Source organism: Methylobacterium sp. Leaf89 (assembly GCF_001422215.1).
In the GTDB taxonomy this organism is placed as follows: domain Bacteria; phylum Pseudomonadota; class Alphaproteobacteria; order Rhizobiales; family Beijerinckiaceae; genus Methylobacterium.
Map to the genome: position 1 here is coordinate 59,931 of NZ_LMML01000032.1, position 22,857 is coordinate 82,787.

The window sequence follows — 22,857 nt, forward strand, 5'->3', positions numbered from 1 at the left end:
GCGTCACCCGTCGTTGCGGTTGTTCATGGAGGCTTCGAAGGCCTGGAGCGTGGTGCGCGACCGGCGCAGCGGCCGGGTGAGCTGCACCGCGATGTTGTCGTCGATCCGGCCGATCCGGCCCTGGGTCAGGGCCCAGTCGCCGCAGCGGATCGCGATCAGGTCCGAGGGTTTGGTGTCGAACATCAGCGTATCGCCGACCTTGAGCGACAGCACCTTCTTCAACGGCAGCATCATCTCGTGCAGCACCGCCTCCATGGTCGCGTCGGCCTGCCAGATCTCCGTGGCGAGGTGGCTTTCCCAGACGTGGTCGCGGCCGAGCTTCTCGCCCATGAAGCTCTGCATGAGCAGTTCACGGATCGGCTCGATGGTGGCGTAGGGGAACAGGATCTGCAGCAGGCCGCCGCGTCCATCCATGTCGAGCTTGAGGCTGATCAGGATGGCGGCGTTGGCGGGCCGGGTGATGGTCGCAAAGCGTGGATTGGTCTCGATCCGGTCGATGGCGAAGCGCACCGGCGAGAGCGGCTGGAACGAGAGCTCGAGGTCCGTGAGGATGATCTCCACCAGGCGCCGCACGAGCTGCATTTCGATGGTGGTGAAGGGGCGTCCGTCGAGGCGGGTCGAGGAGCCGCCGCGCTTGCCGCCGAGGAGTAGGTCGAGGGTCGAGTAGGCGAGATTGGATTCCACCGTGACGAGGCCGGAATTCTCCCAGGCATCGGCCCGGAAGACGCCGAGCAGGGTCGGCAGCGGGATCGCGTTCAGGTAGTCGCCGAAGCGCACCGAGGTGATGTTGTCGAGGGTCACCTCGACGTTGTCCTGGAAGAAGTTGCGCAGGCTGGTCGACAACAACCGGATCATCCGGTCGAAGACGATTTCCAGCATCGGCAGACGTTCGTACTGGACGACGCCCGAATCGACGATGGCGCGCACGCCGCCGGCCCCCGAGGCCGAGAGCTCGCGCAGGGAGAAGCCGAGGACGCCGTCGATCTCGTCCTGGTTCAAGATGCGGTCGTTGCCGGCGAGTTCGGGGAGATTGTCGGTCTCCCCGTCCTCGATCATCGTCGCCCATTCGGCGGCGACGTCGCTGGCATGGGTGGTGGTGCCCTGTTCGGCGAGTGCCGCGCCCCACTCGTCGGCGAGCGAGGCTTCGCCCCCCTCGCCGTTCTGGGCGATGAGGGCTGCGGCCCAGTCGTCCTCGTCGATCTCGTCTTCCGGTCCGGCCATCAGACTCTCGTCACCTGCGAAACTTCATCCATCCCAATCGGCGGCGCGCGCCTACTGGATCACCACGTCCTTGAAGAGGACCGCCTCCGCCCGGGCCGGGTGGATGGCGACGTTGACCCGGCGCAGCAATTCCTCGCGCAGGCGGTAGATGCCGGCCGACCCGGCGAGGTCGCTCGCACGCAGTTCGCGCAGGTAGACCTGGAAGGCGTCCTCGATGCGCGGCATCAGGGGCTTCACCTCGCCCTCGACCTTGGCGTCCTTGAGCTCGATCGCGACCTTGATCTTGGCGAAGCGCGTCCGGTCCTGGCCCGGCTCGCTGGCGAGATTGACCATCATCTCGCGGACATCGAGGAACACGACCGGCTTCTTCACCTCGGCGGCCGCTTCGGCGTGGCCGTCGCCGGCCTTCTTCTTCAGGAAGACGAAACCGCCGCCACCTACCAGCGCCAGCACCACCGCGCCGATGATGATGAGCTTCTTCTTGCCGCCTTTCGGGGCCTCGCCCTCCGCGCCCTCCTCACCCTCGGTGGCGGCCTTCTTCGGCTTCTTGGCCATCGCTGGACCTCGGGACTGCGCGGTGGGGCGAGCGGGACCCGCTCGACGACATCGACACCCTCGGATGTCGACCCTCGCAGAGGTATCGGGCCAGCAAGGTTAACGCGTCGTTAAGGCGGCAAAAGCTGCCGGGTCGGACTTGCCGCGCGGTCGGACACGGCAGGCGCTGCCTGGTCGTCCATATCTACTTAAGATATTGACGATGTTCATAGAATACGGATCTCCTAAGCTGGCACGGCCCATGCGGATGTCGGGACATCGTCGCTCGTCGGGGCTGAGAGTGTCATGCAGAACGCATTGTTCGTGGGGGTTTCGAGCCAGGTCGCGCTCCAGCGCGAGCTGGACGTCATCGCCAACAACATGGCCAACATCTCCACCAACGGCTTCAAGGGGCGCAACAGCCGGTTCCAGGAATACCTGATGCCGGTGGCGAGCGCGGATTCCTTTCAGAGGCCGGACCGCCGCGTCTCCTACGTGATCGACCAGGGCACTGCCCTGGACCTCGCCCAAGGACCCATCGAGCAGACCGGAAATCCCCTCCACGTGGCGGTGCGCGGCGAGGCCTTCCTGGTGGTGCGCACCCCGAATGGCGATCGCTACACCCGCAACGGCGCGTTCGAGACCGACGCCCAGGGGACGCTGGTCACCAGCGACGGGTACCCGGTGCAAGGCGAGGCGGGGCCGATCCAGATCGGCCAGCAGGAGACCGGCGTGTCGATCGGCCCGGACGGCACGGTCTCGACCAACCTCGGCATCCGCGGCCGCGTCCGCCTCGTCACCTTCGCCAATCCCCAGGCGCTGACCAACGAGGGCGCGAATCTCTACGCCTCCGCGGCACAGCCCCAGGCCGCCGGCCTCGCCGGCCGGGTGGAGGCCGGCGCCCTGGAGCGCTCGAACGTGAAGCCCGTCATCGAGATGACCCGGCTCATGGACGTGAACCGCACCTACACCATGGTCTCGGGCGTGATCTCGCGCCTCGACGATCTGCGCGGCACGGCGATCCGCCGTCTCGCCGACGTCGCGTAAGGATCTCAGCAGATGCGCGCCCTCTACGCCGCCGCCACCGGCATGGCGGCCCAGGAACTCAACGTCCAGGTCATCTCGAACAACATCGCGAACCTGCGCACCACCGGCTACAAGCGCCAGCAGCCGCATTTCCAGGATCTGCTCTACCAGAACCTGCGCCGGGCGGGCTCCTCGACCTCCGACCAGAACACGCAGCTGCCCGCAGGCCTCGCCATCGGCTCGGGCGTGAAGACGACGTCGACCGCCCGGGTGATGTCGCAGGGGACGCTGACGAGCACCGAGAAGGAATACGACGTCGCCATTCGCGGCGAAGGCCTGTTCCGGGTGACGCTGCCGGACGGGCGCACGGCCTACACCCGCGACGGCTCGTTCGACCTCTCGGCCCAGGGGCAGCTCGTCACCCGCGACGGCTACCTCGTCGATCCCGGGGTGACGGTGCCGAACAACGCCACGTCGGTGACGATCAGCGCCCAGGGAGCGGTCCAGGCCACCGTCCCGGGGCAGACCGCGCCGCAGGCCCTGGGCCAGTTCCAGCTCGCCCGCTTCGTCAACAAGGTCGGCCTCGAATCGATCGGAGACAACCTGTTCATCGAGACCGCCGGGTCCGGTCCGGCGATCAACGGTCTGCCGGGCTCGGAAGGGTTCGGCAACCTGCAGCAGAGCTATCTCGAGGAGGCGAACGTCAACGCCGTCACCGAGATCTCGTCGCTGATCGCGGCACAGCGCGCCTACGAGATGAACTCGAAGGTGGTGACCGCCGCCGACCAGATGCTCTCGACCACCTCCCAGATGTTCCGCAGCTGATCGAGGTCCTGACCATGCATGCCCTCAGACAGATCCCCCCCCGCCGCCCGATCCGGGTCTCGACCCTGAGCGTCGCCATCGTCGGGCGCACCCTCCTAGCCGTCCTGGCCTTCTCCGTCCTCACCTTCCAGGTCCTGGCCCAGGAGGCCCGCCCCGCCGGGGTGAGCCTGCGCTTGCGCGGCGACGTCACCGCCCGCGGCGACGTCCTCACCCTCGGCGACCTCGTCGAGGGGGCCTCTGCGGAGACGGCGCAGCGTCCGCTGTTCCGGGCGCCGGCCCTTGGCGCCACCGGCACGATCCAGGCGCGTCGCATCGCCGATGCGGTGGCCGGTCTCGGGCTCGGCCCGGTGGAGACCGGCGGCCGGGTCCAGGTTTCGGTCCAGCGCGCCGCCCGCCGGGTGACGCAGCCGGAGATCGAGGCCGCCCTGAAGCGCGCCCTGGAATCCGGCTACGGCGTCGATCCGCGCAACCTCGCCATCCGCCTCGATGGCGAGTCCCCGACCCTTCTGGCGCCCCTGGACCTGAACGGTCAGGCCGTCGCCCTCGACCTCAGCTACGATCCGCGCTCGCGCCGGATCGCCGGCCTGATCACCCTGGGCGAGCGCCAGGCATCCCTCCGGGTCTCCGGCCAGGTCATGGAGATCCGGGAGGTCGCCGTCCTGGGGCGCAGCCTCAATCGCGGCGAGACGATCAACGCGGCCGACCTGACCCTCGAGCGCCGTCCGCGCGAAGCGACACCGTCGGACGCGCAGGGGTCCCTCGGCGATCTCGCCGGACAGGTGGCGCAGCGCAGCCTCGGTGCCGGTGCGATCCTGCGCTCGGGCGACCTCGCGCCGCCCGACCTCGTGGCCCGGGGCGAGGCCGTCACGATCCTCTTCGATTCCCCCGGTCTCAATCTTTCCCTCCGGGGACTGGCCAACGAGGGTGGCCGCCTCGGCGCCATGATCACGGTCACCAACCCGGTCTCGAAGAAGATCCTGTCCGCCACCGTGATCGGACCCGGCCGCGTCTCCGTCGGGCCCGCGCCCCTGGTGCGCCAGGCCAGCGCCGCCCTCGACGGTCCCGCGCTTCAGCGCTGAGCCGCCCCGTCCGCGTCCCCTTTCGGTTTGCCAAAGGTTCGGTCCCGATGACCCACCGCGTCTCTCCAGCCCTCGCCGTCGCGCTCCTCTGCACGACCCTCGGCGCCTGCAACACTGCGGACCGACTGTCCCAGATCGGTGCGACGCCAGCCCTCTCGGCCATCGAGGACCCGACCGCCCAGGCCGGCTACAAACCGGTGCGCCTGCCGATGCCGGAGGTCCAGCCGGTCTCGTACGCTCCGAACTCCCTGTGGCGGACAGGCTCGCGCGCCTTCTTCAAGGACCAGCGGGCCGCCCGAATCGGCGATCTCGTCACCGTGAAGGTCAATGTCACCGATAAGGCGAACCTGAATAACGAGACCAAGCGCTCGCGCTCGAACGCCGAGGGTTTCGGCCTGCCCAACGCCTTCGGCCTAGAGAGCAGCAAGGGGGTGACGGCGGCCGGGATCAGCCCCGACAAGCTCATCAACGCCACCTCGACCACATCGAGCGACGGTGCCGGTTCGGTTCAGCGCAACGAGACCGTCACCACCAGCGTCGCGGCCATCGTCACGCAGGTCCTGCCCAATGGAAACCTCGTGGTGGAGGGCAAGCAGGAGATCCGCATCAACTTCGAGGTCCGCGAACTCATCGTCGCGGGCGTGGTCCGGCCCGAGGACATCGAGTCCGACAACACCATCGATTCGAGCAAGATCGCCCAGGCCCGGATCGCCTATGGCGGACGCGGCCAGATCACCGATGTGCAGCAGCCGCGCTACGGTCAGCAGCTGGTCGACGTGCTCCTGCCGTTCTGAGCCCCGTCGGAGCCCGTTCGTCCCTCTCGGAGAACGGTTTGGATCGCGGTCCGCCCGCGACCAGCCCGCTCAGTCGTCCCGGTAGACGCGCTCGCGTCGCTCGTGACGCTCCTGCGCCTCGAGCGACAGCGTCGCGATGGGGCGGGCATCCAGGCGCTTCAGCGAGATCGGCTCGCCGGTCTCCTCGCAATAGCCGTAGGAACCGTCCTCCAGCCGCGCTAGGGCGGCGTCGATCTTGCCGGTGAGCTTGCGTTGCCGGTCTCGCGCTCGCAACTCGATGGCCCGGTCCGTCTCGGACGAGGCACGATCCGCCAAATCGGGATGATTTTCGTTCTCGGTCTGTAATGCGACCAGCGTATCTTGGGCCTCACGTAGAATATCGGACTTCCAGCCGAGCAGTTTGCGACGGAAATACTCCCGCTGCCGATCATTCATGAACGGCTCGCTCTCACTCGGTACGTACCCGTCCTCAATCGTGACCTTCGCCATTCGCGCCTCTTGCAGCCGGTCCGCGGCGATCGTTTTGCGTGGCTATAATGCAGGGTGCAGGCCACGACAACGCATCGTGATTACCGCACACCGCAATCCTCTCGGATGTTTTGCGCGCTGCGGCAAACACGCAAAGGCTGCAAACACGCCACTGGAGGCTGTGCGTTGCAACAGCGGCTGCGCTTTGTCACCTAGAATCTGTCCTGCGTTAAAATGCAGGTCTCTGTGGCGAGGGATCAGGAGCTGACCTGCACCCGCCGACAGGCCGGGGCGGTCCGGCGGAGAACGCGGGCGACGCCGTCCCGTCGGGGTCGCAGGGGCGCATGCGCAAAGCTATTGCTGGCTCCTCTCGTTCTCAAGGCTAGAAAGGTGTCCTCAAGGAAACGATAATTTCCGGTGCTACCGAGCAATTCTATCCTAAGACACTGCAGGTAAACAGAGAAATTGAAGTAGAATCCCAGGGGAACTGGCCTCGGTGGGTGTGGTTCTCCCATGGCGACGCTTGCGGGACCCTTCCGGTTTCTCGGCCCTGACTCCGCTGGTGATCGCATCCTTTTCCACCGTCACGACTTCGGAGATCGCCCCATGGCAGCCAAGGCCAAAACCCTGCACGACGCGTTCTACGAGACCCTCAAGGACGTCTACTACGCCGAGAAGCAATCCGTCCGAGCCCTGAAGAAGTCGGCCAAGGCGGCCGAGCACGCGGAGCTTCGCAGCGCGTTCGAGACTCACGCGGAGGAGAGTGCCGAGCAGGTGGAGCGGCTCCAGCAGGTCTTCGAGATCATTGGCAAGCCGGCCCGCGCCAAGACCTGCGAGGCGATGCAGGGCATTACCTCCGAGATGGAGGAGGATCTCGAGGATTTCGGCGATAGCCCAGCCGCCGATGCGGTGCTGGCTGCCTGTGCCCAGGCCGTCGAGCATTACGAGATCGCCCGCTACGGCACCCTGAAGACCTGGGCACGCCAGCTTGGCTACGAGGATGCCGCCAAGCTCCTGGAACAGACCCTCGAGGAGGAGAAGAAGACCGACGCCCTGCTGAGCCAGATCGCCGAGCGGATCAACACCGAGGGCAGCGAAGTCGCCGCCGGATCGGACGACACGCCGCGCGCCAAGAAGACGAAGGCCTGAGGTCGGCTCCGGCCCCCGCGCCTCAGGCGGCGCGGGCGGCGGACAGCTTGGCGAGTTCGACCGCGGCCCGCAGCTCGATCTCGGCGATCAATCCATCGAGACGGGGGTCGCCGCTGGTGCCGCCGCGCTCCGACAGGCGGGCCGCGATGGCCTGCAGGTCGCGCGTCGAGACGCGGCCCATGATCAGGGAGGCTTTCAGCCGGTCGAGCCCATCGAGCAGGTCGTTGCCGCGCTGGGCCGACCGGCGCCGGCGCTCCTCCGGCGTATCGGTGTTGCTCTGAAGCGTGAGGATGGCATCGAGACCGGCGAGCGATGCCGCGGCGGTGGTGCCCGGCCCGCCCGCGTTCGTTGCCGGGCTGGCGACGGCGAAGGCGGGCGCGCCTTCGCTCCGGCGCGGTGCCGCGCTCGGGCCGGTGCTGGCAGTGACGAAGCGGGTGTCGACGCGCATGAGGTGAGACCGATCGGGGCGATGGTCCGCCCGGCGCCGGCAGAATCCGGCAAGCGTGGTTAACCGGTCGTAAATGACCCGGCAGAACGTGCCGGGTCGGCATGAAGCGTCCGGGACCTTTGCCCGGCCGGCGCCGGTATTGCCAGAGAATATCGTTCAAAAACAAAGCTTTGGCACAAGCGTTCGGTTGGCATGGTCCTGGCAGACTGGACAGGACCTTCCCGTCGCAAAGTGCGCCATGACCGACACTCCGAACGGCCCCACCCGAATCCGGCGCTTCGCCCTCTGCCTTCTGGCAGGGTGGGCGATGCTGGTCGGCCAGGCGGTCCCCGCCCTCGCCCTGTCGCGGGTCAAGGACCTCGCCAGCGTGGAGGGCGTGCGCCAGAATCAGCTCGTGGGCTACGGCATCGTGGTCGGGCTCAACGGCACCGGCGACACCCTGAACAACATCCCGTTCACGAAGCAGTCCCTCCAGGCGATGCTGGAGCGCCTCGGCGTGAACACCCGCGGAGCCACCATGCGCACGCAGAACCTCGCGGCCGTGATGGTGACCGCGAGCCTGCCGCCCTTCGCCACCCAGGGCAACCGCATCGACATCACCGTTTCCTCCCTCGGCGACGCCAAGTCCCTCCAGGGCGGCACGCTTCTAGTCACGCCGTTGCTGGGCGCCGACGGCGAGGTCTACGCCCTGGCGCAGGGCTCGGTGGCCATCGCGGGCTTCTCGGCCGAAGGCGACGCCGCCAAGATCACCCGCGGCGTTCCCACGAACGGGCGGGTGCCGAACGGCGCGATGATCGAGCGCGAGATGGCGTTCAAGATGAACGACATGCGCTCGCTGCGCCTGTCCCTGCGCAATCCCGACTTCACTACCTCGAAGCGCATCGCCGCGGCGATCAACGACTTCATGGGCGCCGATACCGCCGAACCCACCGATCCAGCCACAGTGACCCTGCAGATCCCTGCCCGCTACACCGGCAACATGATCCGGCTCGTGACCGAGATCGAGCAGCTGAAGGTCGAGCCCGACCAGACCGCCCGGGTCGTCGTCGACGAGCGTTCGGGCATCATCGTGATGGGCCGCGACGTGCGGGTCTCCACCGTGGCGATCGCACAGGGCAACCTCACCGTCACCATCACCGAACAGCCGCAGGTGAGCCAGCCTGCTCCCCTCTCCAACGGCACCACCACGGTGGTGCCGCGCACCGGCGTCAAGGTCGACACGGGCGACGGCAACAAGCTCGCCCTGGTCAAGGAGGGCGTGACCCTGCGCGAACTCGTCGACGGCCTCAACGCCCTGGGCGTCGGTCCTCGCGACCTCATCTCGATCCTGCAGGCGATCAAGGCCGCGGGCGCCCTCCAGGCCGATATCGAGGTGATGTGATGCCTCTCGCCGCCCTCTCCCAACTCCAGCCGGAGACCTGAACCCATGCTGTTCGCGCCCCTCGCCGCCAGTGCCGCCCTCGGGGTCGGCAAGGCCATCGTCGGCGACATCGCCAAGACCGTTCAGAGCGCGGTCGGCGGGAGCGCCGGTAGCACCGCGAAGTCGGCCGCCGAGGCCAAGGCCAAGAAGGCCTCGACCGACTTCGAATCGATGTTCCTGGAGCAGTCCCTCGACCGCCTGTCGCAATCCGAGGGCACCGACGGTCCGCTCGGCGACAACGGCACCGGGGGTGGCGTCTACCGGTCGATGCTCACCAAGGAATACGCCGGCCAGATCGTGAAGAGCGGTGGCGTCGGTATTGCCGACCAGGTGTTCCGCGAGATGATGAAGATGCAGGAGGGTGCCGGTGCAAAGGTCAGCTGACGTTCCGGCGCCCCGCGTGTCGGACCGGGCCGGGGCGACGGCCCTGGTCGCCGGGGTGATCGCGAGCCTCGAAGCGCTTGAGTGCGTGCTCGCCCGCGAGAGCGACCACATCCGCGTCGGCCGCCTGCGGGAGGGCCTCGCCGAGAACGAGCGCAAGTCGGCTTTGGCGGCCGCCTATTTCCAGGGCCTTGAGGCGACGAAGGCCAACGCCATCGCCCTCGCGCGCTTCGCGCCGGAGGGGATCGCCACCCTCAAGGCGGCCCATGCCCGCTTCACCCAAGTCCTGGAGACCAACCAGGCCGTGCTGGCGACGGCTCGAACCGTGTCGGAAGGCCTCGTGAAGACCCTGGCGGACGAGATCGGGCGCACCCGCACGCCCACCGTCTATGGCCGCCCGTCCCAGGGGCCCTCCCCCTACGGCCGCAGCGGGGTCGCCAGAAGCCAGCCGCTGGTGCTGTCGCGCAGCCTCTGAATATCAGGACGCGCGGCGGGACGCCTGTCCGCGGGGCGCGTCAGGGACGCCCGTGACCCATGCGGACGAAGGCACGCACCGGCCCGAACTCGGAGTCGCTGCGGGTGTCGATCGAGAGCTGCCCCGCCGTGACTGGCGCGGCGCCGTGGCTGCCGACGTCGATGCCACCGACGGCGCGGCCGCTGAGGCGGATGCAGGTGGGTGAGCCGGGTACGCGCACGAAGCCCTCACCCTGTTTCGGGCAGGGCAGACGTTTCTCCCCCTGAACCTGTGGTCGGAGACGCTCCGCCGCGCCGGCTCCCACCGAGAGGCCGGGCACGATCAGCATCGCCATGGCCAGCACGGCAGGCATCCTGGGGGTCATGACCGGGCTCCCGCATTCGCTCCGGCCCCTGGGTTAAGCCATCCCGGCCGCCGGACCAACTCGCCGATCTCAGCTGAGATAGTTCACTAAGTTCAGCTTCGAGAGCATCGAGGTGACCTGGTAGCTCGCCTGGAGCTGCGTCTGCAACTGCAGGAGCTGCGCCGTCACGTCCTCCGCCGAGATGTTCTCGACGCCGTCGAGCGAGCCCTGAAGGGCGTTGCGGTTGGTCCGGTTTTCCGTCTTCGTGTCCGAGAGGGTGCTGGCGGCGAGGCCGAGACCGCTGGCGATGCCCGGAACGCCCCCCGTGGTGTTGTTCGAGACGAGCAGGGTGCCGGCGTGGTCGGCGAGCGCGCTGAAGCGTTGGGCCTCCGGCGTCCCGCTGACGGCCGTCGTTCCCGCATCGGCAGCGATCATGGCGAGACCGGCGAGCACCTTCCGGATCGGAGCTTCGTTCGCCTGCACGCCGATGTTCAGGACCCGGTTCGCCCCGATCTGCGCCGTGGCCGTGGCGCGTGGATCCGATGAGGTGTCGTCGCCCGTGTACCAGATCACGGTCTTGGTGCTGGCCGCTTCGGCGTAGCCGTTGCCGTCGGTGCTGATGCGCCGCGGTGCGAGGCCGGCGGATTGCGACCCGGCGAAGAAATCCTGTGCCGCTCGGGACGCCGAGCTCGCCGCGAGGCTGGTGGAAGCCGCACCCTTCAGGGCATTGGTGACGGCCTGCGAGAGACTGTTCGCGACAGCTTGTGGGCCGCCTGCCAGGGAGAACTCGGTGGTGGAGGTCGGATCGGCATTGGGGCTGGCCGTCAGGGTCAGGGTCTGGGTCGTGCCGTCGCGCATGGCAACGCTGACCGTCACGGTGTCGCCCGCGACGGGTGTTCCATTGACGCCGAGCGTCAGCGACGCCGGCGTGCCGGTTCCGAAATTGGCTTGCACACCGAGATCGGTGGGGGCCTGGATGCTCGCGACCGGCGAGGTTGCGAAGCGAGTGTTGAGGTAGGTCTGCGCCTCGGCCGCCGTGGCGAAGACCGGGATGGTGTCTGTCGCACCCGCCGACGAGGACGCCTTCGCGGTGAGATCGACGAAGCTCTGCGTCCCGTCCGGCTGATTGATCGCGATCCGAAGGCGATCGCCGTCGGCCGGCGGCTTCGCCAGGGTGAACGTCACAGGCGGAGCTGTTGCATCGGTGGTTTCGCTCGCGGAGATCGCCGTCGCGTTGGAGCTCGTCGCCGAGAGGAGCCGAAAACCGAAATTGGCCCGCGTCTCGGTTCCGGCGGCCCCGGTCCCGTCCTCGCTGATCGTCACGGTGTTGGCCGGCGTCCCGGTCACGGAACTACTGACCCGGCCAGATCCGGTCGGCAGACCGAGGTCCGCGGTCTTCTGCTCCGATATCAGGGTCTTCAGGCCGGCGAGGCCCTTGGCGACGTCGCCGTTCAGCATCGTGTCGGTGGCGGCGACCGGGGGCGAGTCGGTGGCGCGGCCGCCGAAGATGTATTGTCCTGCGAGATCGACGTTCAGGGCATCCACCGCCGCATCGAGGCTGTTGCGCGCGACCTGCGGTGTGTTGGCGATCGTCGAGCTGTTGCTCGCGGTCAGCGAGCGCCGCATCCCGTCGCCGAGGGTGTTGATCTGCGTCACGCTCGCGTTGGCGAGGGTGACACGGGTCGTTGCGTTCGTGATCACCGCGTCGTAGCCGTCGAGGGCGCTGAGGGCCGCGTGCGCGCTCAGGCTGGTCGTCCGCCCCGTGCCGAGGCTGCCATAGGTCGTGCCGACCTTGCCGCTGGAGAGCTGGTTCGTCAGCGTATCGAGGCGACTCTTCAGGCCGACGAGGTTGGCCGTGTTGCGGTCGCCCAGATAGGTGCTGGCATTGAACGGAGCGATGCTCATCGGTGCCTCGGAAGTGGGCGGGGTCTCGGTCGGGCTCGGCACATGGGGGCTCGGCCTCAGATCCGCAGGAGGGTGTCGAGGAGGTCGCGGGCGGCGGTGAGCACCCGCGCATTGGCGCTGTAGGCGGTCTGGAGCTGCACGAGCTTCGACATCTCCTCGTCGATGCTCACGCCGGAGACGGAGGCGACGCGGGACTGGGCGGTCGCCAGCGCGATGCCCTGCCCCTCGTCGAGGTCCTGCGCGGAGGCCGCTCCCGCCCCTTGGGCGTCGATGATCCGCTGGGCGAAATCCTGGACGCTCGCGGTGTAGGGCGCCGCGACGCCGCCGATTCCGCTGGCCGCCGCGAAGGTCCGGCTCGCGCCGGTGAGGGCCTGGTACAGGTACTGGGGCCGCGACGCATCCGACGCCAGGGTCTTGGACGAGAGGGTCACGAGGTTGGCGGTGTTGCTGACCACCGCCTGGTTCACGCTGATCCGCTGCGCGAAACCCGTCAGCTGCGAGCCTCCGTCAAAGGAGCCGGTGTACAGCGTGCCCTTCTTGTTTCCGTCGACGAAGAGCGGAATCTGAGCGGCGCCGCTCTGGAAATCGTCCGGGTCCTTCAGCTGCGTGACGCTGGCGCTGACGCCGAGGAGCGTCGGCGCCCCACTCGATGGATCCGAGCGGATGCGCAGGCCGCCGGTGTCGGCGCTCGGCTGGCTGGTGACGCTGAAGCTCGCCCCGAGGGCCGTCTGGATGGCGTCGCGCAGCCCGGCATTGGTCCCCGTCAGCTTGATCGGAAGGATCGATGCCGTCGGGTCGTTGATATCCGCGCGATCGATTTTCGGCTCAGAGTCCGAGGTGTAGGGGAGGAGGACGAGGTTGCGCTGTGTGCCGGCGGCATCGCGCACGCTCACCGTCACGGCATTACCGGCCTTCAGTCCGGCGAGGTCGATATCCAAGGCCCCCGTCGTCCCGTCGGTGGGCGGGGTGCCCACCGCGCTGCGATCCGACAGGGAGCGCGAGATCCCAGCCGCCAGTTCATCGAGCTGGCGCTGCGCCTGCGGCAGGACCGTGTCGCGCAGCTCGATCCCGGCGGCGAGCGAGCCGGAGCGAATCGCCTGGGTGGCGATCAGGTCGATCTTTGAGCCGCCGGGCGTCGTCGCGGTGATCGTTCCGACCCCCCGGGTCGCCGCGTTGTCCGTGTATTCCGAGTCGGGCGAGAGCGTGCCGCGTCCGTCGAAGCTCAGGATCGCCGCGGCGCCACGATCGACGAGGGTCATGCCCGACGTGGTGATGACCGTCAGGGTGCCGTCCCGCTGATCGACGGTCTGGATGTCCAGGAAAGCGGACAGGCCGGTCACGGCCTGGTCGCGCTGGTCGAGCAGGCTGGCGCGGGCTCCCTCGTCGGTGGTGCCCGTGATCTGCGTGTTCAGCTTGGCGATGGAGGCGAGGTACGCACTCGCCTTCGCCGTGTCGCTGCCGAGCTGGCTCTCGGTCGCCGAGCGCAGGTCCTGGACGCCCTGCGCGATCGTGCCGATGGTGGAGGCGAGGTTCGCGGCCTTTGTGACGACCGTGGCACGGGCCGGTGCGGAGGTCGGATCGCTGGCGAGGGCTTGCAGCGACTGGGCGAAGTCGTTCATCACGCCGTCCAGGGCCGTGGACGCGCCGGGGGTCCCGTAGAGCTGATCGAGCTGCGTCCGAACCGCGGAGAGGGAGCCGGTATAGGCGGCGCCCGAGGTCTCCATGCGCAGTTGCCGGAGGGAGGCCGCATCGAGGGCCCGGCCGATCGTGCCGACCGAGACGCCGGAATTGCCAACGCCCGTCGAGACGGTGTCGAGGGTGCGCTTCGTGTACCCGACCGTGCCGACATTGGCGATGTTCTGCGAGACGACCCCGATCGCGGCCTGGGTCGCCTTCAGCCCGGCGGAGGCGGTGTTGATGGCATTGAAGCTCACGAAGCCCCTCCCCTCGGTGTCGGATCGCGTCCGGTGTCAGGCGTCCTCAGCGGATGATGTTGATCAACGCGGACATCATGTCCTGGGCGGTCGAGATAACCTTCGTATTGGCGGAATACGCCTGTTGGGTTACGATCATCTTAGAAAACTCGCCCGCAATGTCGGTATTCGACTGCTCCACGTTGCTGCCGACGACGGTGGTTCCGTTCAGTCCGACGAGGGCCGTGCCGGACTCGAGGGTTTGCTGATAGGTGCCGTTCGAATTCGCCTTCAGGCCGTCCGAGTTGGTGAACTGCACCACCTTGATGTTCGCCAGCGCGATGGTGTTGCCGTTGCTGTAGCTACCGGAGACCTTGCCGTCGGTGGTGATGCTGAGGCCGGTGAGTGTCCCAGAGGTGTAGCCGTCCTGAGTCTGGGTATTTGTCGTCACGGTGCCGCCGGCCGAGGTGTAGGCCGTCAGGCCGCCGCTGCCGTAATTGAGCTGAATGTTGCCCAGATTAACGTCGCCGACCGTGAGAGCAGGAATGGTCACCGCGTTGGAGGCTGGCGAAATCAGCTGACCGCTGCTGTTGAACTGGAAATCCGTACCGGCATTGACCCAGGACGTTCCGGAATCCGACACGGTGCTCTTGTCGGCATAGTACAGATTCCAGACATCGTTGGTCGCCGGGGTCGCCCCGTTGGCCGCTGCGCCGTTCTGAACTTTCGCCCACCGCATCTGGATGCCGACTGGTCCACCGCTCGGCGTGTAGGCGGTGAGTGCCGGCCCAGCGATGCTGGTTGCAACGAATTTCTGTATGTCTGCCGGATCGGAGATTTTGACCTGCGCGCCCGTCGAACTCGCTCTCCACGCGGAATCGCCGATGAGTTCCGAGTTCGGCTTGTTGGCGTCCGCGGCGGATGTCGCTGGCGTCTTGGGCAGGTTGGCCGAGTAGGTGATCGTTGTGGTGGCGTGCGCCGGTATGATCGAATTCGAGACCCTAATCGGTCCTTCTCCAGTAGCTTGTCCGGTCAGCGGGTCTAGGCTGCTGCCCTTGAGATAGGCGCCCCCGCCGTTGACGAGGTACCCGTCCTTGTCCAGAGCGAAGTCGCCGCGTCGCGTATAGGAATCGCCGGTCGCGAAGTTTGACTGGCCGTTGGCGTCGCCGGACTTGGTGGCCACGGCGAAGAAGCCCTCCCCGTTCAACGCCATGTTCGTGCCGATGTCGGTGGCGTTCAGGTTGCCCTGCACCGTCGTGGTCTGGCGAGAATTCGCCGCGACCGATCCGGCGACCTGCCGGCTCGGCGTCTGCTGCTCGGCGACTAGGTCGACGAAGCTCGTATCGACCCGCTTGAATCCGGTCGTCTGGGAATTCGCGATGTTGCCCGAGATGTTGTCGAGCGAGAACGCCTGCGCCTTGAGGCCGGAAACGGCCGTCTGCATTGCGGTGAAGACATCCATGGCCGAAAACCTTGCGTCACGGTGGCAGTGCCGGCGCGTTCCCGCACGGCTTCAGCCTCATCGAGCAATCGGCATGCCATGGGCAAGTCGTTGATTATTCGTGGATATCCGTGACCGGTACCCGGCAGGAATCGTACTTTGCTTCGTCCCATCGGCAGCTTTTGCCGGGTCAACGGTCGCAGGCGAGGTCGTTTACGTGCCGTTATCGTCATCTCGTCTAAGGTCGCCGGAACAAGGTGGTGGATCGAAATCATGAGAGCCAAACGGTCGACCCTCGTCCATCTGATCTACTTCTCGCGACTCAACCTCGCGGCGGACGCGGCGACGCGCACCCGGCAGATCGGCGAGATCACGCGGCAGGCGCAGAAGAAGAACGAATTCTCGGTGATCACCAGCTTCCTGCTCATTGAGCAGAACTTCGCTGCGCAGGTCATCGAGGGCGAACGGGCTTCGGTGAGCGAGACCTTTGCCCGCATCAGCAACGATTCGCGGCATCGTGACGTGCAGATCGTGGAATGGCGCGAGATCCTGAAACGTGAGTTCGTGAACTCCTTCACCACGGGCATCCGGAGTCCGGTCAACGACGCGATCTTCCAGAAGGCCAACCTGCTCCCGATGTTCCAGCGCGGAACGCCGAAGGGCATCGCGATCCATGCCCTCGCAGCGACTCTTCAGGCGGAGTCGATGACGAAGCAGGGTATCGACCACCTTTTCGTCTGATGCTGCGGTTGCGTGGCGCGCCGTCGTCGCCCCGTCCTCAAACCCGTGAAATTCCATGAGCGATACGCCCGCGATCCTCATCGTCGATGACCAGGAGAAGTTGCTCAAGCTGGTCATCCTTCTGATGAATCGGCTTGGCTTTCCCGATGTCGAGGGCGTGACCGATGCGGTCACGGCCCTCGAGCGCATGCGGGAGCGCCGCTACGCGCTCGTGATCTCCGATCTCGACATGGAGCCGATGGACGGCCTCTCGTTCCTGCGGGAGATCCGGGCGGACGACGCCCTGATGAACACGCCGTTCCTGCTGACGGAAGCCTCGTTCGACTTCGAGGACATCAACCTCGCCCACCAGGCGGGCGCCGATGCCTTCATCCTCAAGCCCTTCGACATGTCGGTGCTGAAGGCCAAGCTGAAGCAGGTCATCAATCGCAAGCCGCGCCGGCGCGAGGCGCCGCTGGCCACCGAATCGGCCCTGAGCATCGACTTCCCGATGTTGGGAAAGTTCTGAGGCCGACCCCCGGTCTCAGGCGGGGATGACCCGCCTGTAGAGGTGCCAGGTCGCATGACCGAGAATCGGCATCACCACCGCGAGGCCGACGAAGAGCGGCAGCGACCCGAGGATGAGCAAGCCGGCCACGATGAAGCCCCAGGCCGTCAGGGTCCGCGGATTGCGCCGGAAGGCGGCGAGCGAGGTTTCGATTGCCGTCAGCATGTCCACGTCCCGGTCCACGAGCATCGGCACCGAGACCACGCTGAGCGCGAGGACCACGAGGGAGAATGCAAAGCCGACCAGGTTGCCGATGACGATCAGGGCCCAGCCCCTCGGGGTGCTGAGCACGTCCTGGGCGAAGGCAAAGATCGTATCCGGTACGCTCGTTCCGTAGAGCGCCCAGTAGATCCCCTGCGCCGCCACCAGCCAGCAGGCGAAGACCACCACCAGCAGCAGTCCGAGCCCGGCGAGGGCGCCCGCAGCCGGACGTGTCAGGTTGGCGAAGGCGTAGGCCCAGTCGGTGGACAGGCCCTTCTCGCGGCGGCGGCTCAGTTCGTAGAGGCCGATCGCCGCGAAGGGGCCGATCAGGGCGAAACCCGCCGCCAGGGGAAAGACCAGGGGCAGGACCTCGGTGCCGAAGGCGGCGGTGGCCAGCACGATGCCGACGAGGGGATAAATCAGCCCGATGAAGAGGGCGTGGGTCGGCATCGCCAGGAAATCGTCGACGCCGCGGCGCAGCGCCATCGAGAGGTCGTGCCCGTCGATGGCATTCACCACCGGGCGGGCCATGCTGTGGCCGAGATCGTGAACCGGAAGGGTCGTCATGGCTCAAGCCCTCACGCAGGGAGGATGCCCACGACGTCGGCGTCCGAGCCCGTCTCGGCAAGACAAAAGCCCTTCCGGACCCAATCCCGCCGCGCATGCCCGTGCGTGCTTGCGCCGAGAGCGACTACCCTCGACGCTAATCCCTTTCGGCGGTCTTGTCTTCAGCCGCGCGGATATGTGAGCGAAGATTTTCGGATACTGTCTGCCGCGGCGTGAAAGCTTGGCGCTGGGCGGCCTGTGTCAGGCCGCGCGCTTCTGATAGTCCTTGATGTCGCTGAAGCGGACCTCCGGGGCGCGCTCCTCCTCGTAGCGCAGGGAGAAGGCCGTCGTGGCCATGAAGACCGGGGCCCCATCGAGGTCGCTCGCCATGGCGGAGCCGTGGCTGCCGATGAACTTGTCGAGTTCGGGCTCCTTCTCGGCGGTGATCCAGCGGCAGATCGAGAACCGGGTCGGCTCGTAGTCGATCGGCAAGCCGTACTCCGCCTGGAGACGCTCCTTCAGCACGTCAAGCTGCAGGGCGCCCACGACGCCGACGATAGCCTGGGAGCCGTCATGCGGGCGGAAGACCTGCACGACGCCTTCCTCGCCCATCTGCTGCAGCGCCTCCTTCAGCTTCTTGGCCTTCATGGCGTCGGTGAGCTTGATCCGGCGCAGGATCTCGGGTGCGAAGCTCGGCACGCCGCGGAAGACGATCTCCTCGCCCTCCGTCAGGGTGTCCCCGATGCGCAGGGTTCCGTGGTTCGGGATGCCGACGACGTCGCCGGCGAAGGCCTCGTCGGCGATGGCCCGGTCCTGGGCGAAGAAGAATTGGGGGGCCGAGAGCGACATCGGCTTGCCGGTGCGCACCAGCTTGGCCTTCATGCCCCGGTTCAGGCGCCCCGAGCAGACCCGCATGAAGGCGATGCGATCGCGGTGGTTCGGATCCATGTTCGCCTGGATCTTGAACACGAAGCCCGTCATCTTCGGTTCGGTCGGCTCTACGAGGCGCTTGTCGGCATCCTGGCCGCGCGGTGGCGGTGCGAAGCGGGCAAGCCCGTCGATCAGGTCGCGCACCCCGAAATTGCGCAGGGCCGAGCCGAAGAACACCGGCGTCAGGTGGCCCTCGCGGAACGCCGCGAGGTCGAAGCGCTTCAGTCCGGTTTCGGCGAGCTCCGCCTCCTCCCGCCAGGTCGCGGCCTCACCGTCCTCGGTCAGCAGCTGGTCGAAGAGCGGATCGTCGACGCCCGTCACCGACACAGTCCCGGCATCGTCCGCCGCGTCGAGGCGGCGCACCCGGCCGTTGCCGAGGTCGTAGGTGCCGGCGAAGCTTCGCCCGCGACCGATCGGCCAGGTCACCGGCGCCACGTCGAGGGCGAGCACCTTCTCGATCTCGTCGAGGAGCTCGAAGGGGTCGCGCGCCTCGCGATCGAGTTTGTTGATGAAGGTGACGATGGGGATGTCGCGCAGGCGGCAGACTTCGAACAGCTTGCGGGTGCGCGCCTCGATGCCCTTGGCGGCATCGATCACCATCACGGCCGAATCGACCGCCGTCAGGGTGCGGTAGGTGTCCTCGGAGAAGTCCTCGTGGCCGGGGGTGTCGAGGAGGTTGAAGACGCAGTCGCCGTATTCGAAGGTCATCACCGAGGTGACGACGGAGATGCCGCGCTCCTTCTCGATGCCCATCCAGTCCGAGCGGGTCGAGACCCGGTTGCGCTTGGCCTTGACCTCGCCGGCGAGCTGGATCGCGCCGCCGAACAGCAGCAGCTTCTCGGTGAGCGTGGTCTTGCCGGCATCCGGGTGCGAGATGATCGCGAAGGTGCGGCGGCGGGCGACGGGGTCGGCCTTCGCCTCCGGCGGCTTGATCTCAGACGGCATCAGCATGGCGGGCAAAAATTTCCGGGTCCGCCGTGGGCGGCACTGCATTCGCGACGGATAAGCGACGAAGGGGTGTTCTGTAGGCGTTTCGGACGCGATGCGCAAAACTCAGCCGCGTCCGAGATAGGGCATGGCGGTGGCCATCACGGTGAGGAACGGGACGTTGGCCGAGAGCGGCAGGCCCGCCATGTAGACCACGGCGTCGGCGACATGCCGCACATCCATGACCGGCTCCGGGCGGATACTGCCATCCGCCTGCCGGGCGCCCTTGGCGATGCCCGCCGTCATCTCCGTCTCGGCATTGCCGACGTCGATCTGCCCGCAGGCGATGTCGTAGGGGCGTCCGTCCAGGGCCGTCGCCTTGGTCAGGCCGGTGATCGCATGCTTGGTGGCCGCGTAGGGCGCCGAATGCGGCCGCGGCGCCTGCGCGGCGATGGAGCCGTTGTTGATGATGCGCCCGCCCCGCGGATCCTGCGCCTTCATCATCCGGAAGGCACCTTGCGTGCACAGGAACGCACCGGTGAGGTTCACGTCGACCGAGCGTCGCCAGTCGTCGAGGGCGACCGTGTCGATCGCCGCCGCGGGCGTGAACACCCCGGCATTGTTGAAGAGGAGGTCGAGCCGCCCGAACCGCTCGCCCACCCGGGCGAACAGTCGCGCCACCGAATCTGCGTCCGCCACGTCCGTTTCCACCACCTCCGCAGCGACGCCGGCCGCCCGCGCCGTTCCGGCCACCGCCTCCAGGGGCGCCACGCGCCGCCCGGCCAGGGCGAGATCATAGCCCGCCGCGGCCAGCGCCAGGGCCACGCTCCGTCCGATCCCCGACCCTGCCCCCGTCACCACCGCGATCCGCCCGCTCATGTCCCAACGCCTCCCGCTGAACCCGCGAGAGCCATAAGCGTCCCCTCCCCCTGTTGCCAGCACCCGATACTGCGTCTAGACACCTCTCCGCCGAGCGCGATGGGGCGTCGCCAAGTGGTAAGGCAGCGGTTTTTGGTACCGCCATTCCCAGGTTCGAATCCTGGCGCCCCAGCCAATCATTTCGTCGGAATCAACATTATTCCGAGAGCACTCTCTCTATATTGAGAGATGGTGATGCGGATCGTGCTGCACAGCCACCGTCAGGCTTAGTGCCTTGAGCTGATCATCGTTCCTCCCGAAAGGCATCGGTCGATTAAGCGGGCCTTTCGCACGATATGGTTGGCGCGTAGCGAAAGAGCTTCGCGAATATCACCTGCCGCCATCAAGTTTTGACGACTTCTATAGGCGCTCCGTATCGAGTTCCGGGTTGCGAGCTTTTTCGTTGGGCTCCGCACCGATGAAGATCAACTTCAATATCGATGCTCTCAGTCAAGCTGATAGACCATTCATGCGTTAGCCGCTGGCGGCAGCCCGCCTCTCCGGAATGGGTTCGTTCTGCGAAAACGTCTTTTGGCCTCAGCCGTCGACCCTGGCCGGAATGAGAAGCTTGCGAAGTGTCTCGTTCGAGCTTCTGAGTCGGTTATCTAAACGTTACGATCTAAATTTTTGTAGTTTAGATTTATCTAGTGGTCTGAGTTAGAAGTTCAGTTGCAGATTTTGAGCTTGCACCTACGTGTGGGGGATGCCCGCACGGAGGTGACCGATGGCTCGTGGTCCCCAACCTGCTCCTCTCCATCTGAGCGAGGACGAGCGAACGCGCCTCGCCGGATTCGACCGTCGCTGCAACGTCGGCTAGGCCTTGGCTCAACTCGCACGGATCGTGCTGGCCTGCGCCGAGCCGGGATCGACCAACAGTGGTGTTACCCGTGATCTCGGCGTCAGCCGGATGAGCGTCACGACGTGGCGTGCCCGCTTCCTTGCTCATCGCCTCGACGGCCTCGTCGACCTGCCCCGCTCCGGTACGTCACGTGCCGTCGCGGACACGGCCATCGAAGGGTTGGTCACCCTCACGCTGGAAAGCCAGCCGGCGAACGCCAGCCACTGGTCGACCCGCGCTATGGCTCAGCGGGTGGGCATGAGCCAAAGCATGGTCTTGCGGGTCTGGCGCGCCTTCGGGCTCCAGCCGCACAAGGCCGACACCTTCAAGCTCTCGACCGATCCGGCCTTCGTCGACAAGGTCCGGGACATCGTTGGCCTGTACCTTGCTCCGCCGCATCGTGCCGTGGTGCTGTGCGTCGACGAGACGCAGCAGATCCAAGCGCTGAAGGGCACGGCCCCGTGCTGCCGATGCGGCCCGGCCAGCTGGAGCGCCGAACTCACAGTTATCGTCGCCAGGGTACGACCGGTCTGTTCGCTGCCCTCGACGTCCAGGCCGGGACGGTACTCGGCCAATGCACAGGCCGGCATCGTTCGGTCGAGTTCCGCACCTTCCTTGTTCAGATCGAGGCGGCCGTGCTAAACGACCTCGACGCGCACCTCGTGCTCGATAACGCGGCCACCCACAAAACCAAGCTGATCCACGACTGGCTCGTGAAGCGTCCGCGTTGGCACCTTCATTTCACGCCGACGTCCGCATCATGGCTCAATGTCGTCGAGTACTGGTTTGCCCTTCTGACCCGTCGACGTCTGCAGCGTGGTGCCTTCCAACAGACCACCGATCCCGAAGCTGCGATCCACGCCTACATCGACCAAGCCAACGCCGATCCAAAGCCCTTCGTCTGAACCAAACCCGCTGATGCGATCCTCGCCAGCGTCGGACGTTTCTGCCAGAGAACTTCTAACTCAGACCACTAGAATTCTTGTGGCATAGTAACAGATATAATATAGTATACATTATTCTTGATCGTTATTTAAGCCAATATAAATTGTCAGAATTTCTAGAGACCATTTGCAAGACGCTCATCATGCGGACGCACCAAAAGGCTGTCCAAGGAGGTTCGCGCAGGCCGGCCGACATATCTTAACTTGTATTAATTTCCTGCCTATCGAGGAGGAGGCGGGTGCGATTCGTGGCTTTTGAACATCTATCGCTTGGTAAATGAAATCTTCGGCACTGTCCGCCTTTTTGCCGCTCGACAACCTGTCCGGGTACTCCCAAAGAGCGCTGACGGTGATCGCGACGCGCCGCCTTGAGATCGACCGAACGCTTCCGGAGAGCACGTATGTCCAGCATGACTGTTCTGACGACGGGTCAGGATACGGTGTTGCCGCTGGACAACGACCAGATCGTTCAGGCTACCTCCGCAACACTGAACGCTGGCACTCACGTCTACAACGGCACGACCTCGACCTACACCGGTGGCGACCAGCTGGATGGTGGCGCTGGCTACGACGTGCTCGCGCTCACCGGTTCGGGCGGCTTCGATTTGGCAAACCTGGCCCAGTTCTCCGGCTTCGAGGAGGTGCGCCTCACCAACGCCACCTCCAGCTACGCCTATCTGACCCTGCGCGACGGGATGGACCTCAAGGTCACCCTCAGCGACGGCGCCACCGCGCCGAGTGGATCGGCCACCTTCCCGACCACGACCACGACCACGACCACGACCACGACCACGACCACAGGCGGGATCTCGGTCACGCTCGGCACTGGCCGCGTCACGCTGC

General features: G+C 66.4%; 22 protein-coding genes, 1 tRNA gene and 1 pseudogene. 13 read left to right on the plus strand and 11 right to left on the minus strand.

Annotated elements, in window-relative coordinates; all coding sequences use genetic code 11:
• Nucleotides 1-3: 3 nt before the first annotated feature.
• Both fliM and fliL read right to left on the minus strand, forming a co-directional pair.
• Complete coding sequence (gene fliM, locus ASF18_RS22550; protein WP_056215891.1) at nucleotides 4-1,221, minus strand: flagellar motor switch protein FliM; 1,218 nt, start codon at nucleotides 1,219-1,221, stop codon at nucleotides 4-6.
• 51 nt (nucleotides 1,222-1,272) lie between these two features.
• A complete protein-coding gene (fliL, locus tag ASF18_RS22555) occupies nucleotides 1,273-1,776 on the minus strand; it encodes a flagellar basal body-associated protein FliL (RefSeq protein ID WP_056355571.1) in 504 nt (167 codons plus the stop codon).
• 285 nt (nucleotides 1,777-2,061) lie between these two features.
• Between fliL and flgF the strand changes: the two genes are divergently transcribed.
• From flgF to flgH, 4 genes are read left to right on the plus strand one after another with little or no spacing between them, the layout of a single operon-like run.
• Nucleotides 2,062-2,802: a flagellar basal-body rod protein FlgF gene (gene flgF, locus ASF18_RS22560; RefSeq protein WP_056215900.1), complete on the plus strand. Its 741-nt coding sequence runs from the start codon at nucleotides 2,062-2,064 to the stop codon at nucleotides 2,800-2,802.
• A 12-nt stretch (nucleotides 2,803-2,814) separates the two neighbouring features.
• Nucleotides 2,815-3,606 carry a flagellar basal-body rod protein FlgG gene (flgG, locus tag ASF18_RS22565; protein WP_055951334.1) on the plus strand — a complete coding sequence of 264 codons (792 nt, stop codon included), beginning with the start codon at nucleotides 2,815-2,817 and terminating at the stop codon, nucleotides 3,604-3,606.
• Nucleotides 3,607-3,620: 14 nt separating this feature from the next.
• Nucleotides 3,621-4,685, plus strand: coding sequence for a flagellar basal body P-ring formation chaperone FlgA (flgA, locus tag ASF18_RS22570; RefSeq protein ID WP_056355574.1), 1,065 nt, complete (start codon nucleotides 3,621-3,623; stop codon nucleotides 4,683-4,685).
• Between the two features lie 47 nt (nucleotides 4,686-4,732).
• Complete coding sequence (flgH, locus tag ASF18_RS22575) at nucleotides 4,733-5,479, plus strand: flagellar basal body L-ring protein FlgH (RefSeq protein WP_056215907.1); 747 nt, start codon at nucleotides 4,733-4,735, stop codon at nucleotides 5,477-5,479.
• Nucleotides 5,480-5,548: 69 nt separating this feature from the next.
• On the opposite strand, the gene dksA is transcribed toward flgH, so the two are convergent.
• On the minus strand, nucleotides 5,549-5,968 hold the full coding sequence (gene dksA / locus ASF18_RS22580) for an RNA polymerase-binding protein DksA (RefSeq protein ID WP_055951344.1): 420 nt from the start codon (nucleotides 5,966-5,968) through the stop codon (nucleotides 5,549-5,551).
• Between the two features lie 585 nt (nucleotides 5,969-6,553).
• Here dksA and ASF18_RS22585 point away from each other — a divergent pair.
• Complete coding sequence (locus tag ASF18_RS22585; protein ID WP_056274049.1) at nucleotides 6,554-7,096, plus strand: ferritin-like domain-containing protein; 543 nt, start codon at nucleotides 6,554-6,556, stop codon at nucleotides 7,094-7,096.
• A 22-nt stretch (nucleotides 7,097-7,118) separates the two neighbouring features.
• Here ASF18_RS22585 and ASF18_RS22590 read toward each other — a convergent pair whose 3' ends face one another.
• The gene (locus ASF18_RS22590) at nucleotides 7,119-7,544 is read right to left on the minus strand and encodes a flagellar assembly protein FliX (RefSeq protein WP_056355578.1); all 426 of its coding nucleotides are present in this window, start codon (nucleotides 7,542-7,544) and stop codon (nucleotides 7,119-7,121) included.
• A gap of 307 nt (nucleotides 7,545-7,851) precedes the next feature.
• Between ASF18_RS22590 and ASF18_RS22595 the strand changes: the two genes are divergently transcribed.
• From ASF18_RS22595 to ASF18_RS22605, 3 genes are read left to right on the plus strand one after another with little or no spacing between them, the layout of a single operon-like run.
• Complete coding sequence (locus tag ASF18_RS22595; RefSeq protein ID WP_244472818.1) at nucleotides 7,852-8,925, plus strand: flagellar basal body P-ring protein FlgI; 1,074 nt, start codon at nucleotides 7,852-7,854, stop codon at nucleotides 8,923-8,925.
• A 45-nt stretch (nucleotides 8,926-8,970) separates the two neighbouring features.
• On the plus strand, nucleotides 8,971-9,348 hold the full coding sequence (locus tag ASF18_RS22600) for a rod-binding protein (protein WP_056215917.1): 378 nt from the start codon (nucleotides 8,971-8,973) through the stop codon (nucleotides 9,346-9,348).
• Nucleotides 9,332-9,820 carry a hypothetical protein gene (locus tag ASF18_RS22605; protein ID WP_056355607.1) on the plus strand — a complete coding sequence of 163 codons (489 nt, stop codon included), beginning with the start codon at nucleotides 9,332-9,334 and terminating at the stop codon, nucleotides 9,818-9,820. Before ASF18_RS22600 ends, ASF18_RS22605 begins: the two co-directional genes overlap by 17 nt.
• Nucleotides 9,821-9,860: 40 nt before the next feature.
• Here the strand turns inward: ASF18_RS22605 and ASF18_RS22610 are convergent, their stop codons facing one another.
• The 4 genes from ASF18_RS22610 to ASF18_RS22625 form a co-directional block, all read right to left on the minus strand.
• The gene (locus ASF18_RS22610) at nucleotides 9,861-10,184 is read right to left on the minus strand and encodes a hypothetical protein (protein WP_156650105.1); all 324 of its coding nucleotides are present in this window, start codon (nucleotides 10,182-10,184) and stop codon (nucleotides 9,861-9,863) included.
• A 69-nt stretch (nucleotides 10,185-10,253) separates the two neighbouring features.
• Nucleotides 10,254-12,068: a hypothetical protein gene (locus ASF18_RS22615; RefSeq protein WP_056355585.1), complete on the minus strand. Its 1,815-nt coding sequence runs from the start codon at nucleotides 12,066-12,068 to the stop codon at nucleotides 10,254-10,256.
• A gap of 56 nt (nucleotides 12,069-12,124) precedes the next feature.
• Nucleotides 12,125-14,002, minus strand: coding sequence for a flagellar hook-associated protein FlgK (flgK, locus tag ASF18_RS22620; protein WP_056355588.1), 1,878 nt, complete (start codon nucleotides 14,000-14,002; stop codon nucleotides 12,125-12,127).
• Nucleotides 14,003-14,048: 46 nt separating this feature from the next.
• A complete protein-coding gene (locus ASF18_RS22625; RefSeq protein ID WP_056355591.1) occupies nucleotides 14,049-15,443 on the minus strand; it encodes a flagellar hook-basal body complex protein in 1,395 nt (464 codons plus the stop codon).
• 252 nt (nucleotides 15,444-15,695) lie between these two features.
• Here ASF18_RS22625 and ASF18_RS22630 point away from each other — a divergent pair, with 252 nt between their 5' ends.
• Together ASF18_RS22630 and ASF18_RS22635 are read left to right on the plus strand one after the other, a co-directional pair.
• Nucleotides 15,696-16,163: a BLUF domain-containing protein gene (locus tag ASF18_RS22630; protein ID WP_056274034.1), complete on the plus strand. Its 468-nt coding sequence runs from the start codon at nucleotides 15,696-15,698 to the stop codon at nucleotides 16,161-16,163.
• A gap of 55 nt (nucleotides 16,164-16,218) precedes the next feature.
• Nucleotides 16,219-16,671: a response regulator gene (locus tag ASF18_RS22635; protein WP_056215936.1), complete on the plus strand. Its 453-nt coding sequence runs from the start codon at nucleotides 16,219-16,221 to the stop codon at nucleotides 16,669-16,671.
• 15 nt (nucleotides 16,672-16,686) lie between these two features.
• Here the strand turns inward: ASF18_RS22635 and ASF18_RS22640 are convergent, their stop codons facing one another.
• The 3 genes from ASF18_RS22640 to ASF18_RS22650 form a co-directional block, all read right to left on the minus strand.
• Nucleotides 16,687-17,478 (minus strand): DUF2189 domain-containing protein, encoded by a 792-nt coding sequence (locus tag ASF18_RS22640; RefSeq protein WP_056355594.1) that lies wholly within the window; start codon nucleotides 17,476-17,478, stop codon nucleotides 16,687-16,689.
• Nucleotides 17,479-17,718: 240 nt separating this feature from the next.
• Nucleotides 17,719-19,338, minus strand: a complete 1,620-nt coding sequence (locus ASF18_RS22645) for a peptide chain release factor 3 (RefSeq protein WP_056355596.1) — start codon at nucleotides 19,336-19,338, stop codon at nucleotides 17,719-17,721.
• Between the two features lie 102 nt (nucleotides 19,339-19,440).
• Nucleotides 19,441-20,193, minus strand: a complete 753-nt coding sequence (locus ASF18_RS22650) for an SDR family oxidoreductase (protein WP_056355599.1) — start codon at nucleotides 20,191-20,193, stop codon at nucleotides 19,441-19,443.
• 100 nt (nucleotides 20,194-20,293) lie between these two features.
• On the opposite strand from ASF18_RS22650, the gene ASF18_RS22655 reads away from it, so the two are divergent.
• The 3 genes and pseudogenes from ASF18_RS22655 to ASF18_RS22665 all read left to right on the plus strand — a co-directional run.
• Nucleotides 20,294-20,368, plus strand: a tRNA-Gln gene (locus ASF18_RS22655).
• A 705-nt stretch (nucleotides 20,369-21,073) separates the two neighbouring features.
• Nucleotides 21,074-21,975 (plus strand): annotated as a pseudogene (locus tag ASF18_RS22660) (IS630 family transposase).
• A 440-nt stretch (nucleotides 21,976-22,415) separates the two neighbouring features.
• On the plus strand, nucleotides 22,416-22,857 hold a 442-nt coding region (locus ASF18_RS22665; RefSeq protein WP_200917682.1), incomplete at its 3' end, for a hypothetical protein.

Bases quoted from the DNA above. Each gene is read 5' to 3' on its own strand.
- flgG (WP_055951334.1), top strand. From the start codon at position 2,815: ATGCGCGCCCTCTACGCCGCCGCCACCGGCATGGCGGCCCAGGAACTC.
- ASF18_RS22650 (WP_056355599.1), bottom strand. From the start codon at position 20,193: ATGAGCGGGCGGATCGCGGTGGTGACGGGGGCAGGGTCGGGGATCGGA.
- ASF18_RS22640 (WP_056355594.1), bottom strand. From the start codon at position 17,478: ATGACGACCCTTCCGGTTCACGATCTCGGCCACAGCATGGCCCGCCCG.
- ASF18_RS22625 (WP_056355591.1), bottom strand. From the start codon at position 15,443: ATGGATGTCTTCACCGCAATGCAGACGGCCGTTTCCGGCCTCAAGGCG.
- ASF18_RS22590 (WP_056355578.1), bottom strand. From the start codon at position 7,544: ATGCGCGTCGACACCCGCTTCGTCACTGCCAGCACCGGCCCGAGCGCG.
- ASF18_RS22600 (WP_056215917.1), top strand. From the start codon at position 8,971: ATGCTGTTCGCGCCCCTCGCCGCCAGTGCCGCCCTCGGGGTCGGCAAG.
- ASF18_RS22630 (WP_056274034.1), top strand. From the start codon at position 15,696: ATGAGAGCCAAACGGTCGACCCTCGTCCATCTGATCTACTTCTCGCGA.
- ASF18_RS22610 (WP_156650105.1), bottom strand. From the start codon at position 10,184: ATGACCCCCAGGATGCCTGCCGTGCTGGCCATGGCGATGCTGATCGTG.
- flgF (WP_056215900.1), top strand. From the start codon at position 2,062: ATGCAGAACGCATTGTTCGTGGGGGTTTCGAGCCAGGTCGCGCTCCAG.
- dksA (WP_055951344.1), bottom strand. From the start codon at position 5,968: ATGGCGAAGGTCACGATTGAGGACGGGTACGTACCGAGTGAGAGCGAG.
- ASF18_RS22585 (WP_056274049.1), top strand. From the start codon at position 6,554: ATGGCAGCCAAGGCCAAAACCCTGCACGACGCGTTCTACGAGACCCTC.
- flgH (WP_056215907.1), top strand. From the start codon at position 4,733: ATGACCCACCGCGTCTCTCCAGCCCTCGCCGTCGCGCTCCTCTGCACG.
- ASF18_RS22595 (WP_244472818.1), top strand. From the start codon at position 7,852: ATGCTGGTCGGCCAGGCGGTCCCCGCCCTCGCCCTGTCGCGGGTCAAG.
- fliM (WP_056215891.1), bottom strand. From the start codon at position 1,221: ATGGCCGGACCGGAAGACGAGATCGACGAGGACGACTGGGCCGCAGCC.
- flgA (WP_056355574.1), top strand. From the start codon at position 3,621: ATGCATGCCCTCAGACAGATCCCCCCCCGCCGCCCGATCCGGGTCTCG.
- ASF18_RS22615 (WP_056355585.1), bottom strand. From the start codon at position 12,068: ATGAGCATCGCTCCGTTCAATGCCAGCACCTATCTGGGCGACCGCAAC.
- ASF18_RS22645 (WP_056355596.1), bottom strand. From the start codon at position 19,338: ATGCTGATGCCGTCTGAGATCAAGCCGCCGGAGGCGAAGGCCGACCCC.
- fliL (WP_056355571.1), bottom strand. From the start codon at position 1,776: ATGGCCAAGAAGCCGAAGAAGGCCGCCACCGAGGGTGAGGAGGGCGCG.
- ASF18_RS22635 (WP_056215936.1), top strand. From the start codon at position 16,219: ATGAGCGATACGCCCGCGATCCTCATCGTCGATGACCAGGAGAAGTTG.